At 63.3% G+C, this 12,621-nt stretch carries 15 protein-coding genes; 7 read left to right on the top strand and 8 right to left on the bottom strand.

The window, feature by feature from the left end:
* Positions 1–76: 76 nt before the first annotated feature.
* From motA to FAZ69_RS09735, 4 genes are all read right to left on the bottom strand, one after another.
* A complete protein-coding gene (gene motA, locus FAZ69_RS09750; RefSeq protein WP_136893806.1) occupies positions 77–937 on the bottom strand; it encodes a flagellar motor stator protein MotA in 861 nt (286 codons plus the stop codon).
* Positions 938–1,122: 185 nt separating this feature from the next.
* Positions 1,123–1,671, bottom strand: a complete 549-nt coding sequence (gene flhC, locus FAZ69_RS09745) for a flagellar transcriptional regulator FlhC (RefSeq protein ID WP_136893804.1) — start codon at positions 1,669–1,671, stop codon at positions 1,123–1,125.
* A 106-nt stretch (positions 1,672–1,777) separates the two neighbouring features.
* Positions 1,778–2,098 (bottom strand): flagellar transcriptional regulator FlhD, encoded by a 321-nt coding sequence (gene flhD / locus FAZ69_RS09740; RefSeq protein ID WP_136893802.1) that lies wholly within the window; start codon positions 2,096–2,098, stop codon positions 1,778–1,780.
* A gap of 440 nt (positions 2,099–2,538) precedes the next feature.
* Positions 2,539–2,721 (bottom strand): hypothetical protein, encoded by a 183-nt coding sequence (locus tag FAZ69_RS09735; protein WP_136893800.1) that lies wholly within the window; start codon positions 2,719–2,721, stop codon positions 2,539–2,541.
* A 102-nt stretch (positions 2,722–2,823) separates the two neighbouring features.
* On the opposite strand from FAZ69_RS09735, the gene FAZ69_RS09730 reads away from it, so the two are divergent.
* On the top strand, positions 2,824–3,888 hold the full coding sequence (locus FAZ69_RS09730) for a glycosyltransferase family 4 protein (protein ID WP_136893798.1): 1,065 nt from the start codon (positions 2,824–2,826) through the stop codon (positions 3,886–3,888).
* Between the two features lie 374 nt (positions 3,889–4,262).
* Here FAZ69_RS09730 and FAZ69_RS09725 read toward each other — a convergent pair whose 3' ends face one another.
* Complete coding sequence (locus FAZ69_RS09725) at positions 4,263–4,562, bottom strand: H-NS histone family protein (protein ID WP_136893796.1); 300 nt, start codon at positions 4,560–4,562, stop codon at positions 4,263–4,265.
* Between the two features lie 377 nt (positions 4,563–4,939).
* Between FAZ69_RS09725 and FAZ69_RS09720 the strand changes: the two genes are divergently transcribed.
* Entirely contained in the window at positions 4,940–5,632 is a 693-nt protein-coding gene (locus FAZ69_RS09720; protein WP_136893794.1) for a histidine phosphatase family protein, read from the top strand.
* Positions 5,633–5,666: 34 nt separating this feature from the next.
* Here FAZ69_RS09720 and FAZ69_RS09715 read toward each other — a convergent pair whose 3' ends face one another.
* Complete coding sequence (locus FAZ69_RS09715) at positions 5,667–6,488, bottom strand: Cof-type HAD-IIB family hydrolase (protein WP_136893792.1); 822 nt, start codon at positions 6,486–6,488, stop codon at positions 5,667–5,669.
* Positions 6,489–6,611: 123 nt separating this feature from the next.
* Positions 6,612–7,490: a glucosamine kinase nucleotide-binding domain-containing protein gene (locus FAZ69_RS09710; RefSeq protein ID WP_136893790.1), complete on the bottom strand. Its 879-nt coding sequence runs from the start codon at positions 7,488–7,490 to the stop codon at positions 6,612–6,614.
* Positions 7,491–7,673: 183 nt separating this feature from the next.
* Between FAZ69_RS09710 and FAZ69_RS09705 the strand changes: the two genes are divergently transcribed.
* Together FAZ69_RS09705 and FAZ69_RS09700 are read left to right on the top strand one after the other, a co-directional pair.
* Positions 7,674–8,279: a DNA-3-methyladenine glycosylase I gene (locus FAZ69_RS09705; protein ID WP_136893788.1), complete on the top strand. Its 606-nt coding sequence runs from the start codon at positions 7,674–7,676 to the stop codon at positions 8,277–8,279.
* A 263-nt stretch (positions 8,280–8,542) separates the two neighbouring features.
* Positions 8,543–8,971: a hypothetical protein gene (locus tag FAZ69_RS09700; RefSeq protein WP_136894886.1), complete on the top strand. Its 429-nt coding sequence runs from the start codon at positions 8,543–8,545 to the stop codon at positions 8,969–8,971.
* Between the two features lie 156 nt (positions 8,972–9,127).
* Here FAZ69_RS09700 and rpsU read toward each other — a convergent pair whose 3' ends face one another.
* Positions 9,128–9,340, bottom strand: a complete 213-nt coding sequence (gene rpsU, locus FAZ69_RS09695; RefSeq protein ID WP_006050883.1) for a 30S ribosomal protein S21 — start codon at positions 9,338–9,340, stop codon at positions 9,128–9,130.
* 411 nt (positions 9,341–9,751) lie between these two features.
* On the opposite strand from rpsU, the gene FAZ69_RS09690 reads away from it, so the two are divergent.
* From FAZ69_RS09690 to fliT, 3 genes are all read left to right on the top strand, one after another.
* Positions 9,752–10,582: a flagellin domain-containing protein gene (locus FAZ69_RS09690; protein WP_136893786.1), complete on the top strand. Its 831-nt coding sequence runs from the start codon at positions 9,752–9,754 to the stop codon at positions 10,580–10,582.
* Positions 10,583–10,814: 232 nt separating this feature from the next.
* Positions 10,815–12,248 carry a flagellar filament capping protein FliD gene (fliD, locus tag FAZ69_RS09685; protein WP_136893784.1) on the top strand — a complete coding sequence of 478 codons (1,434 nt, stop codon included), beginning with the start codon at positions 10,815–10,817 and terminating at the stop codon, positions 12,246–12,248.
* Between the two features lie 34 nt (positions 12,249–12,282).
* The gene (gene fliT / locus FAZ69_RS09680) at positions 12,283–12,579 is read left to right on the top strand and encodes a flagellar protein FliT (RefSeq protein ID WP_136893782.1); all 297 of its coding nucleotides are present in this window, start codon (positions 12,283–12,285) and stop codon (positions 12,577–12,579) included.
* Positions 12,580–12,621 lie beyond the last annotated feature (42 nt).

The following is a 12,621-nucleotide window of genomic DNA, read 5'->3' as shown; positions in this document are numbered from 1 at the left end:
GCGCTAACTCCGGTCGACAGCGAACAAAAGTGAGCGTGGGGGTAGTTCATCGACATTCTCTCCTTCCCGTCGCCGCTTACTTCGCCTTCACGCGGCGCACGTGCTCTTCGAGCTCGGCGAACGACGGGCGCTCGGTCGAAAACAGCACCTTGCGGCCGAACTCGACTGCGATCGCCGGCGCGTAGCCATTCAGGCTCGCGAGGATCGTCACCTTGATGCACTGGAACATCTTGGTCGACTCGGCGACGCGCTGCTCGGCGAGGCTCGAGAGCGGGCCGATCAGGCCGTAGGAAAGCAAAATGCCGAGGAAGGTGCCGACCAGCGCCTCGGCGATCATCGCGCCCAGCACGGCGGGCGGCTTGTCGGCCGAGGCCATCGTGTGCACGACGCCCATCACCGCGGCGACGATGCCGAACGCCGGCATCGCGTCGCCGACGCGCGAGAGCGCATGGGCCGGGCCTTCGCCTTCGGTGTGATGCGTCTCGATCTCCTCGTCCATGAGGCTTTCGATCTCGAAAGCGTTCATGTTGCCGCCCACCATCAGCCGCAAATAGTCGGTAAGGAATTCGACGATGTGGTGATCGGCGAGGATCTTCGGATACTGCGTGAAGATCGGGCTCTTCTCGGGATCGTCGATGTCGGCTTCGAGCGTCAGCGTGCCTTCCTTGCGGGCCTTGGCAAGCAGGACGTAGAGGAGCGCCATCAGCTCCATGTAGACGTCCTTGTTGTACTTCGAGCCCTTGAACAAGGTCGGCAGCACGCGCACGGTCGCCTTGATGTTCTTGATCCCGTTGCCCAGGATGAACGCGCCCACGCCGGCGCCGCCGATCATCAGGATTTCGGTCGGCTGGATCAGCGCACCCAAGTGGCCGCCTGCCAGCGCATAACCGCCGAAGACGGACAACAGTGTTACGAGTGTTCCAACGAAAATCAGCACAGCCGGGCCCTCACAATGAGCGACGGGGAGACCGCCGTTAATTGGTTTACGGCAAGCAGGGCGAAAACTTTGGGGGAAATAAGGGAGTGGAAGGCCGTGTAAACCACGAGCCTGCAAGCGAGGCCGAGGCCAGGCGCCGCGCGGGGGAGCGGGCGCCCGCCGGGGTCCGGCCGGAACCCGGCCGGTTATGCGGCCAGTTCGGCCAACTCGGGCCGCGAGGACTTCTTCGTCTTGCCCGCCCGCGACGGCGGCTGGCACAAGCCGCAGACGAAGCCATGCTGCGGGTCGTGCGCATGTGCGACAAAATGCCCGCCGCAGCGCGTGCAGGGGGTCATCTGCAGCATGCCCGAGTCGAAGAAACGCACCAATGTCCAGGCGCGCGTGAGACTCAGGAGCGGCTCGTCGCCGTGCAGGTGGACGTGCTCGAGATAGAGCCGGTAGCTCTTCACGATGGACTGGATCGTCTCGCAGCCGCCGTGCTCGACCATGAACCGGTACGTGTTGTAAAACAGGGACGAGTGGATGTTCGGCTGCCAGGTCATGAACCAGTCCGTCGAGAACGGCAGCATGCCTTTCGGCGGCGAAACGCCTTTCAGTTCCTTGTACAGCTTGATTAGCCGGTCGCGCGAAAGGCTCGTTTCTGCTTCGAGCAATTGCAAACGAGCGCCAAGCTCGATCAACTCGATCGCCAAGGTGATTTCCTTGACTTCGAGCACCACGCTCTTTGTAGCCATGGCGATGTGTCCTGCCTTCTTGACTGCTTGTTTTGCCCCGTAACGGCTCGCCCCGCAGCAGCACCGCCGCCGGACGGCATGTTCGCTTGACGGCAACGGCGCCGGATCAGCCGATGGCTTCGGCCCGCTGGCTCGCCATCAGGATGGCGGAATGCGCCTGCGCAACGGCGTTGGTCTTGCCTTTGTCGGCAAGCGCGGACAGGACGGCATGGTCGTCGAAGCGGAAACGGCACAGCATCTGGTTCGATGCGGCGAGCTTGACGGTTTGCGCCAGCGAGAGATTGGCGATCACGTCGGCCAACTGCTCGTTGACGCCCATGCGGAACATGCCCATCGCCTTGTCTTCGCGCAGCAGCCGCTGCGCGAGCAATAGATAGGACAGGTTCACTTCTTTGATCTCGCTGAGCATTTCGCTTGTGGCGCTCATGATTCCCCCGGGTCTTGCTTACTTAGCTGGTCAGGCTTACGGAAACGTTTGCCCGTTCGCACGAAAAAAAGACGCACGAAGAGCCCGCTTATGGTCCTGTCTGCATTGTCTCGAAACGTGCAAGCGGCGGAAATCAGATAGACACCCCGCCCAATTGACGGAAATGTCTATAAAACGTGTAGGAATTTTTCTGACACGGACGACGCCCTGGAGTGGAAGCGTGTCGTTTTGGACGGCCTTGTAATGGCCCGAAAGAAGAGGACGTGATGCGCCTTGCGAAATTATAGTGAGATTTCACGGTGCCGCAATAAAAGTCCCGTCGGCATTGCTTCCCGCTCCTTTCCTTATTAGGTCTGGCGAGCTTCTCCCGCGCGTTTACCAGATGCGGCCCGATTTTTGCGACGCCATGCGGGCGCAGCGGCTCCGAAAGGAGGCAGCCATCACCAATCGCAGGCTTTATCCGCCAGCGGCAAGAAACGCGCCGGTGTTTCGGCCTGTAACAAGCGGCAAGCGATTGAAAAACCTCTCGAATCCCTGCGCTCGATCTCGATAATGACAACCACCATGCGGCCAAACCCATTGCGGGCATCGTTGGCCGCTCTTCGCCGGGTTGCCTCATCCAAGGCAATCCGGCTAGCCGGGCCGAGCCCCCGCCGCCGCAAGCAGCCAGGGCCCGGCCCGCGAAGTTCTTGAACGCCCTGCATGGGATCAGAGGAGATTTACGCATGCGAATCGCCCAAATTGCGCCGCTTTATGAGGCCGTCCCGCCGAAGCTCTATGGCGGCACCGAGCGCGTCGTGTCCTACCTGACCGAAGCGCTCGTCGACCTCGGCCATGACGTCACGCTGTTCGCAAGCGGCGACTCCGTCACCTGCGCGAACCTCGAAGCCGCGTGGCCGCGCGCACTGCGCCTCGATCCGACGATCCGCGACCCGCTCGCGCCGCACATGCTGCTGCTCGAAAAAGTGCGCCGCGTCGCGCACGAGTTCGACGTGCTGCACTTTCATCTCGACTACCTGCCGTTTCCGCTCTTTTCCGGCCTCGACACGCCGTTCGTCACCACGCTGCACGGACGCCTCGACCTGCCCGAGCTGCAGCCGATGTTCGACACGTTTACCGACGCGCCCGTCGTCTCGATCTCCGACTCGCAGCGCCAGCCCCTCTCGCAAGCCAACTGGATCAATACGATCTACCACGGCCTGCCCGATGCGCTCCTGACGCCGCAGCCGCACCGCAAGCCCGAATACCTCGCGTTCCTGGGACGGATCTGTCCGGAAAAACGCGTCGATACAGCCATCAAGATCGCTGCCATGAGCGGTCTGCCGCTGAAGATCGCCGCCAAGGTGGACAAGGTCGACCAGGATTATTTCAAGGCCGAGATCGAGCCGCTGCTCTCGCAGGCGAACGTCGAATTCATCGGTGAAATCAACGAGGCGCAAAAGCCCGAATTCCTCTCCGGCGCGAAGGCGCTGCTCTTTCCGATCGACTGGTGCGAGCCATTCGGCCTCGTCATGATCGAAGCGATGGCGTGCGGGACGCCCGTGATCGCGTTCAATCGCGGCTCGGTGCCCGAGGTGATCGACCACGGCGTGACGGGCTACATCGTGGAAGACGCCAAGGGCGCCGTCGCCGCGCTGCAGCGGCTCGACGAACTGTCGCGCAGCGAAATCCGCGCGCAGTTCGAGCGGCGCTTCAGCTCGAAGACGATGGCGCAGAACTACGTGGACAGCTACACGGCGCTCCTGCAGCGCGCGCGGCGCCCAGTCCTGCGACGCGTGGCGGCGGGCTGAAGGATCTGCTGAAGAATCGGAACAGCTGGCGGCGCTTCAAACCAGAAGCGCCGCCAGCGGCTTTTCAAGGGGACTGGATGACAGATCACCCCCGATAAAGCCGCTGGCAGGCTCGCGAGCGCGAGCGCGGATATCCGCAATTCATTCGCCGGCTGCGTTGCATGGGTCCCGAGTAACCACTGAAGCGCCAACAGCTCTGCATGGGACCGGACTAAGCGCTAAAGCGCCAAGTCCGGATCGACATCGGGCCGACAAAAAATTGCCGAAAAATGCCTATTTTCTTGCCGGCGCGCATAGCCCCGATGCGCCAGCCGATTTAGGTATTCGCTTAGACGATCCGCCTACCTTCAATTCGCTTTCGAGCCAGCCGATTCCTACTGCTGAATCAGGAAACGATCCCGGTTCTTTCCGACAATCCATTTCGGCGGCTTACCGCGCCCACTCCAGGTATTCCCTGATTTGGGGTCCTGGTATTTGGGCGGCAGCGGCGCCTTCTTCGGCGGACGGCCGCGGCGAACGGCCTCCGCAAAGCCGAGATCGTGCGCCGAAAGACCATATTCGGCGATCTTCAGGCGAATCTCCGTGATCACATTTCCGAGTTCGGTGCGCCGGGCCTCATCAGCCTGGGCTTGCAGCTTGGCGATTTGCGCCTTCAGTTCCGCGTATTGAGACATGTTGGCCTCCCTGTTATGTACACGTTTGCCCCGAGATTAGTCGTAAAGAACACAATTAGCAATGCGCAATTCACCCAGTCTAACCGCAAATCATCTGATAATTATTAAATTTGCTTACACCGCGAGCAATTGCCCTTTATTGGGAAATTATCAGATCGATCTCGTGATTATTTAACAATTTCTGAGTATTGACCGCTCGAATGCGCGATAACGAACGGCCAATGCGGAATGGCGAATGTTCCTTTTCCCATTGGTCTGCATCGCTTGCTGATTAGGATACCGTATCGCTGCCGATTTTCGGCGCGGGCGATTCGATGGCTGGCTGGCCGCGCTGCTAGAATCTCCCGACTTTGCATAGCCAGCCAAGGTGATTCGATATGACTCTCCCGCATGGACACATCAAGCGCTTTCTATGCGCCGGCATCGCGCTGTGCGTCGGCATGCTCGCGCCGCCGGTGCGCGCCGCCGACGACAACGTCGAAACACTGATCTTCGTGCGGCATGGAGAAAAGCCGGCGCAAGGCTACGGACAGCTCGACTGCCAGGGCCTGAACCGCGCGCTCGCCTTGCCCGCGGTGATCGCCGCCAAATTCGGCAAGCCGGACGCGATCTACGCGCCGGACCCCAGCGAGCAGAAGAAGGACAGCGGCCACCTGTATTACTACGTCCGTCCGCTCGCGACCATCGAGCCCACGGCGATTCAATTCGGCCTGCCCGTTCAGACGCCGTATGGCCTTTCCCAGATCGACAAGCTGCAACGCACACTCGTCGCGCCCGCGTATCGCGGCAAGCTGGTGGTGATCGCGTGGGAGCACAAGCTGATCGAGGAACTCGTGCGCGACATGCTGACGGCCAACGGCGGCAATGCAAGCGACGTCCCGCATTGGCAGAGCAGCGATTTCGACAGCATCTATATCGTGAAGCTCGACTGGCAAGGCGGCGCGCCGCGCGCGAGCTTCAAGCGCGAAGCGCAAGGCCTCAATGGACGCCCGGCCGACTGCCCATGCGCGGCGCTGCCGGCCGCGGTCTCGGCGGCTTCAGGCGCGGCTGCGCACGCCGCGTCGCAGTAACGCCGGCAATCCGCGTCGCGTGCGTTAGCGTAAGCTACTGCGCGATCTCGTCGCGCATCGCGAACAGCTTGCGCAGCTGATGCGCAACGCCGGCTTCGAAGTTGTTGCCGATGCGCGGCACTTGCGGCAAGCGCGCGATCAAATCCGGATTCGCGTTGTTCATCATGAACGGATGGCCTGCGGTCTCGAGCAGATCGATGTCGTTCATGTTGTCGCCGAAGGCCACGCACTTCGACGCATCCGCGCCCAACTGCTCGAGTACGAACTGCAGAGCGCGCCCCTTCGACACGCTCGCGGTCATCACCTCGAGGCAGTCGGGCAGCGAATAGGTGACGTAGAGCGCATCGCCGAACTCGCGCGCCAGATTCTCCGCCACTTGAGCGAGGTCATCGGGCTCGCCGATATAGAGCACCTTGGCGATGTCGGCGCCGTCGTGCGACAGCGTATCGATCACTTCGTAGCAAAAGCCCGAATCCTGATGGAATGCCAGCAGCTCCGGCGCGTCGCGATCGATCAGCCACGCCTTGTCGGCGAACAGATTGACGATGACGCGGCCATGCCCGCCGACCACGTCCGGCTGAACGAGCCGCCGCACCGTGGCGGGCGGCAGGTCGCGCGCGTGGATCATCGTGTCGTCGGGTGCGTGCACGCGCGCGCCGTTCGACGTGATCAGATACGGGCGAATGCCGAGCACGTCGCGAATGCCTGCGACATCGCGGTGGTGGCGCCCCGTGGCGATAACGAATTGCACGCCGTCGTCCGCGAGCTTGCGAACCGTCGCCACCGTGAACGGATCGAGCTGGTGATCGCTGTTGAGCAAGGTTCCGTCGAGATCGGTGGCGATGACTTGGTACATGGCGAGGCTGGGCGAGGGCAGTTGCGGGAAAACGCCTATTTTATCGCCGCTGGCTGTAACCGCCCGATGACAACCGCGGAGTGCGCGCCGGGGGTACCGTCTGCACGCTCCCAGCCCGGCCTCTCACGCGGCGCGGGCGGCTTCGCGTTGTGCAAGCCGCAGCGCGCCATGCGCCGAATCCGACAATGGCGCACGCAGCCGCGCGCGGTGCGAAGGCGGCACGAACGGCGTCAGCGGTTCGGCCAGGCCGCCGCACAGCGCGACGGGCAATTGCGCGGCTGGGTCGAGCGCATCGATCAGGCTGACGATGTCCGCCCCCGCTTGGGCGAGCAGACCGGCCGCGAACGGATGCGCCCGGTGCTCGAGCACGAGCGGCGCAAGGCTCGCATAGGCCGTCTGGTTTGCCGCACAGAGCCAGACGACGAGGCTGTCATGGTCGCTCGCTCCGGTGCGGGCCAGCAGCGCCTGCGAGAACGCATCGGGCTTGACGCGGCCGTCGAGCGAGCGCTGGGCGTGGACGACGGCGCGCAGTCCCAGCCACGCGCCGCTCGCCTCGTCGCCCGACGGAAACCCGTAGCCGCCGGCGATGCGGCAGGCCCCCTCGGCGTCGAGCGCCGCGGCGATACTGCCGGTGCCGAGCGCGACGATCACGCCCGGCGCGCCGTCGTGCGCACCGAGCAGCGTCGTATAGGCATCGCTTTCCACGGCCAGCGCCGCGACCCGCGGCGCCTGCGCGACGAAGGCCGCGAGCCAGTCGCGGTTGTTCACGCCGGCGAGGCCGCAGCCCAGCGCGCAGCGCGACCAGTCGAACGCGATGCGCGCGCGCTCGAACGCCTGCGCGCACGCCGCCTCGATCGATTGCCACGCGCGCTCGACGCCGAGCCCGAGCCCCGACGAGCCGCCCGTGCCCTGCGCCAATTCGACGCCGCGCGTGTCGGCCAGCACGACGCGCGTGCCGGTGCCGCCGCCGTCGATGCCGATCAGGAAATCATGTTTGTCCATCGTCCATCCGCTTGTATCGAGTGACTTGACCGCGAGGTTATCCGCTTCGGCTGCGCGCGCCAATCGGCCAAACGGCCTAGTTTCCGTGCGAGGCCGATACGCTATCCTCTTGCGGAAGTATCGCGGCGCCAATCAAAGCCCAGCGAAACAGAAAACACGCGGAAAACAAAACGAGGCGAGCACATGACAGAGCAGATACACCGCTGCCACTGGGCAAAGACCGAAGCGGACCAGCACTATCACGACACCGAATGGGGCGTGCCGTCCCGCGACGACCGGCACCTCTTCGAGATGCTCGTGCTGGAAGGCGCGCAGGCCGGGCTGTCGTGGTCGACGATACTCAACAAGCGCGAAGGGTATCGCCGCGCGTTTGCCGATTTCGACGTCGACGCCGTCGCCCGCTTCGCGTCGAAGAAGATCGAGGCACTCATGCAGGACACGAGCATCGTGCGCAACCGGGCCAAGATCGAATCGGCCATCCTCAACGCGCGCGCTGTGCAGCAGATTCGGACCGAGCATGGCTCGCTTGCGAACTTCGTCTGGTCGTTCGTCGGCGGCGTGCCGATCCAGAACCGCCATGCCTCGTACAGGGATGCGCCAGCCTCGACCGAGATCTCCGACGCGCTCAGCACGGCGCTCAAGAACTATGGCTGCAAGTTCGTCGGCTCGACGATCTGCTACGCGTTCATGCAGGCGGTGGGAATGGTGAACGACCACGAAGTCGGCTGCTTCCGCCACGACCCCTGTGCGGCGCTCGGCAAGAAGGGGCACAAGGGCGCTACTGCGTAATTGCGTTTTCGCAACATTGGCCGCGACGCGCGCCATCGCTAGGGGAAAGTCCCGAAACGCCGCCGCACGACTTGGCGCAAGGCGGCGGCGAGCCTTGTCCGGTAAGGTTCGGCGGACTTTCAATGCAACCGGGCGTGCAATCGGTTACGGTCAAAATTGCGAACTGGTATGAAAAATGTCCGCATTTTTACCGATCGAAGCGTTATAGCTGCACGTATAAGACAACGAACGGCCGAAGCATTTCAGCTCGAGCCGCCGAAACCATGAAAAATCTCAATTTCCTAACGCATCAAGCGCTGTTCGACCACGCCGTCGACCATCTTTTCGGCCAAGGGCGCGCCGCCTTGCTGCCGCGCGGGGGTGGCGCCTATCGGGGCTATTGCGGCGGCTGCCCGGTCGGCAGCCTGATCCAGCCGCGCGATTACGTGACCGCGATGGAAGGCGTGCCGGTGCGCTACATCGGCAAGCGCCCCGACGAAGTGCCCACGTATATGGACGCCGGCGTCGCCGCGCTCAAGCGGGCGCTGCTCAGGGCGCGCGTCAACATCTACGATCCGACGGCCATCAACCTGCTGAGCTGCCTGCAGAACGTCCACGATGCGTTCGGCACTTGGGAATGGGCCGAGCGGCTGACCTCGATCGCGCGTGAATTCGGCCTGTCGGCGGAACACCTCAAGAAGCAGGCGGCCTGAAGCCGACCGAAGCGCAGCCGTCAGCCGGCTGCACGCCGCGGTCAGGCGCCGCGCTCCAGCCCCAAGAACAACGGCGGCGTGGCTTCTTTCGAAGCACACACCGCCGTTTTTTTACTGCTTTCGACGCGGCTGCGAGCCGCGTCGCCGAGGAAGCTCTTAGTGGAGCTTCTTCGGCAGCATCTGGCTGCGCAGACGCTTGTGCAGGCGCTTCACAGCCGCAGCCTTCTTGCGCTTGCGAGCCGTTGTCGGCTTTTCGTAAGACTGGCGCTCACGCAGTTCGGCGATGAGGCCATTTTTTTCGATTGCGCGGCGGAAGCGGCGGATCGCCACTTCGAACGGCTCGTTTTCCTTCAGAAGAATCGTCGTCATGTAATTCCTAAGTCGCTTGATACGGTCAAAATGCGTGGCAGCTGCCCACTCATGGCAGTCCGCCTCGCGCCGGCCCTCCCGACGCTTGCCGCAAGCAGCAAAACGAGAGGCAATCGGCCCCGGGGGCCGGGGAAATTGGTGCGGAGTCCACCGCGAACCAGCGATCTTAACAGGTAAACGCCGCGTCGACCACCATTTTGACATTTGCGTTCAAGCACTTGCGTTGTCGAGCGGCCGAACGCCCTCGCCTCGGGGCTGCCAATGCGCTATCACCAATTTCGCATCCCTTCCCTAAAGTTTTCTCCGCCCCCCGCCGACAACCAGGAAAGGCGGTCAGCGCCACTCGCGATAAGCGCGTCGCCGAACCTTGAAATAGCCGATCTCTGAGGCGTTTTCCAAACGAGGAAAGAAATGCTGAACATCAATACCAACATCATGTCGCTCGAGGCCCAGACGAATCTCTCGGGCTCGCAGAACGCTCTGTCGCAAGCAATCAACCGCCTGTCGTCGGGCAAGCGCATCAACTCCGCAGCTGACGACGCAGCCGGCCTCGCGATCTCGACGACGATGACGGCCTCGATCAACGCGCTGAACCAAGGCGTATCGAACGCGAACGACGGCATCTCGATGCTGCAAACGGCTGGCGGCGCGATCTCGTCGACGGTTGCCAACCTGCAGCGTATCCGCCAGCTGGCGGTCGAGTCGGGCGACGGCTCGCTGAGCACGGCAGCACAAGCCAACCTGCAGTCGGAAGTGTCGACGCGTCTGGCTGAAATCGACCGCGTTGCCACGCAAACGACGTTCAACGGCCAAACCGTTCTTGGCGGCGCGCTCGGCACGAGCGGCAGCGTGACCTTCCAGATCGGCGCTTCGGCCAACCAGAACCTGACGGCCAACTTCGGCACGACGAACTGGAACTCGGCCGGCATGAACCTGACGGGTCTCACCGTTGCGACGACCTCGGGTGCGCAAAACGCGATCACGGCGATCGATGCCGCACTCACGCAAGTGAACAACTTCCAAGCCCAGCTCGGTGCTGCGCAGAACACGTTCTCGTCGGCCATCACCAACACCGAGACGCAATCGACCAACACGAGCTCGGCCATGTCGCAAATCACCGACGCGAACTTCGCGTCGGAAACGGCGAACCTGAGCAAGGCGCAAGTGCTGCAGCAAGCCGGTATCTCGGTGCTCGCGCAAGCGAACTCGCTGCCGCAGCAAGTGCTGAAGCTCCTGCAGTAAGCGTGACCGGCGCACAGCGAGTCGCAAGACACGCTGTGCTGCGCGGGGCCGCCAGCGACGCCGGATAGCGCGACACGCGGCGGCCCCGGTAAAGCAGCGCAACTCAAGCAACACTACAGGGAGGTATTCCTCCCTGTAGTCATTGGCGGTACTTGCCCATCGGGCCAAACACCTCTGCCAGTCTGCACTGGACCGAAACTCGCAATAACGAACGAAACGAACGGAGCTACCCATGTCGACCACGGCAACGTCCTCCACCAGCGCAAGCGCCGCGCTGGCGCAAGCAGCCCAGTCCGTCATCAGTGGATCGACCAAGTCGAGCCTCGACGTCAACTCGCTCGTCACGGCCCTCGTTAACGCGAAAACCGCCGGCCAGCAGGCCACGATCACCAACCAGCAGACGTCCGACAACACCATGGTGTCGGCGATCGGCTCGCTGCAATCGGCAATGGCGTCGCTGCAGACCTCGCTGTCGGGTCTCACGGACGGCAGCGCGCTCCAGCAGTTGAGCGCCACAACGAGCGGCAGCGGCATCACGGCGACGGTCGCGACCGGCTCGGGCGCCGTTGCGGGTACATATTCGGTCAACGTGACGCAGATCGCCCAGTCGAACGTGATTTCCTCGGGTGCGTATTCAAGCAGTGCCACGCTCGGCACCGGCAACCTGACGGTCGGCGTCGGCAGCAGCTCGATGACGATCGCGCTGAACTCGTCGAACAACACGCTCGCCGGCGTCGCGGCGGCCATCAACGGCGCGTCGAACAACCCCGGCGTGTCGGCCACCGTCATCACCGCGTCCGACGGCCAGCACCTCGTGCTCACCTCGACCTCGACCGGCGCGGCGAACACGGTGTCGATCTCCGCCGGCACCGGCGTGGACTCCGGCCTGAACACGGCCAGCTTCACGCAGGTCACGGCCGGCCAGGATGCAAAGCTCTCGATCGCCGGCAACACGGTCACGAGCGCAAGCAACACCGTAACCGGCGCGCTCACCGGCGTGACGCTCAACCTCACGAGCGCCGCGGTCGGCACCACGCAAACGCTCACCGTGGCCGCGGACACGACCTCCGAGACCACCGCAATCAACAGTTTCGTCACGGCGTACAACTCGTGGGTCACGACCGCGAGCGGGCTGTCGACCTACACCGCCGCGAGCGGCTCGACGAGTGCGACGGCCGGACCGCTCTTGGGCGACGCCATGCTCAACACGGCCACGAACGACATGGCCTCGATGGTCAGTAACGGCATCACCGTGGGCGGCAAGACGTACAGCTTGTCCTCGATCGGCCTGAACCTGCAGCCGGACGGCACGATCAAGGTCGACAGCACGGCGCTGCAAACGGCGCTCACCACGAACTCAAGCGCTGTGTCGGCCATCTTCAACAGCACGAACGGAATCGGCGAGCAGCTCAATGCGTACACCCTGACGTACACGGAGTCCGGCGGCCAATTCGCCCAGCGCACCCAGGCGCTCAACTCGGACCTCCAGAGCCTGACGCAGCAACAGGCCACCCTGACTGCCTATGCGGCCACGCTGACGAGCCAGTACAACTCGGAGTTCACCGCGCTGAACAACCTGATGACGCAGATGCAGAACAACACGACGTACCTGAACCAGCTGTTCGGCGGCAACGGCAGCTCGGGCACGCTGAACAAGACGTCCTGACGCTTGAGCTTCCGCTGACCAAGGATCGAGAACGATGACGCAAGAATCGCTGTCCCGCGCATACGAACTGACAAAGACGATCGCCGCCGCCGTCGAGGCAGGCGACTGGCTGTTCGCGTCCGATCTGGCCGACGAGCGCTCCCCTCTTCTCATGACGCTCGGCCAGACGCAGACGCCTGAAGCGATCGCCACGATCCGCGCGATCCAGGAGATCGACGCGACGATCACGCGCAAGACGCAGGACGAGCGCGAGGCGATGATCTGCCGGCAAAGCGAAGCGATGAAGCGGGTCGCCGCCACGAGCCTCTACAACACGACGGGGAAGCTCTGACGACGGCCTCGAGGCCGGAACCTGGATAACGAATAACAACCG

Origin of the sequence: Trinickia terrae (genome assembly GCF_005144415.1) — a bacterium.
Taxonomy (GTDB): domain Bacteria; phylum Pseudomonadota; class Gammaproteobacteria; order Burkholderiales; family Burkholderiaceae; genus Trinickia_A; species Trinickia_A terrae.
Note: the sequence above shows the minus strand (reverse complement) of the source record. Positions and strands in the feature narration are given on the sequence as shown.

What these genes read in the sequence shown, in the direction of transcription:
- FAZ69_RS09720 (WP_136893794.1), top strand. Translation starts at nt 4,940, where the DNA reads ATGACTCTCCCGCATGGACACATCAAGCGCTTTCTATGCGCCGGCATC.
- FAZ69_RS09710 (WP_136893790.1), bottom strand. Translation starts at nt 7,490, where the DNA reads ATGGACAAACATGATTTCCTGATCGGCATCGACGGCGGCGGCACCGGC.
- rpsU (WP_006050883.1), bottom strand. Translation starts at nt 9,340, where the DNA reads ATGACGACGATTCTTCTGAAGGAAAACGAGCCGTTCGAAGTGGCGATC.
- fliD (WP_136893784.1), top strand. Translation starts at nt 10,815, where the DNA reads ATGTCGACCACGGCAACGTCCTCCACCAGCGCAAGCGCCGCGCTGGCG.
- FAZ69_RS09705 (WP_136893788.1), top strand. Translation starts at nt 7,674, where the DNA reads ATGACAGAGCAGATACACCGCTGCCACTGGGCAAAGACCGAAGCGGAC.
- flhC (WP_136893804.1), bottom strand. Translation starts at nt 1,671, where the DNA reads ATGGCTACAAAGAGCGTGGTGCTCGAAGTCAAGGAAATCACCTTGGCG.
- fliT (WP_136893782.1), top strand. Translation starts at nt 12,283, where the DNA reads ATGACGCAAGAATCGCTGTCCCGCGCATACGAACTGACAAAGACGATC.
- FAZ69_RS09690 (WP_136893786.1), top strand. Translation starts at nt 9,752, where the DNA reads ATGCTGAACATCAATACCAACATCATGTCGCTCGAGGCCCAGACGAAT.
- FAZ69_RS09730 (WP_136893798.1), top strand. Translation starts at nt 2,824, where the DNA reads ATGCGAATCGCCCAAATTGCGCCGCTTTATGAGGCCGTCCCGCCGAAG.
- FAZ69_RS09725 (WP_136893796.1), bottom strand. Translation starts at nt 4,562, where the DNA reads ATGTCTCAATACGCGGAACTGAAGGCGCAAATCGCCAAGCTGCAAGCC.
- FAZ69_RS09700 (WP_136894886.1), top strand. Translation starts at nt 8,543, where the DNA reads ATGAAAAATCTCAATTTCCTAACGCATCAAGCGCTGTTCGACCACGCC.
- flhD (WP_136893802.1), bottom strand. Translation starts at nt 2,098, where the DNA reads ATGAGCGCCACAAGCGAAATGCTCAGCGAGATCAAAGAAGTGAACCTG.
- FAZ69_RS09715 (WP_136893792.1), bottom strand. Translation starts at nt 6,488, where the DNA reads ATGTACCAAGTCATCGCCACCGATCTCGACGGAACCTTGCTCAACAGC.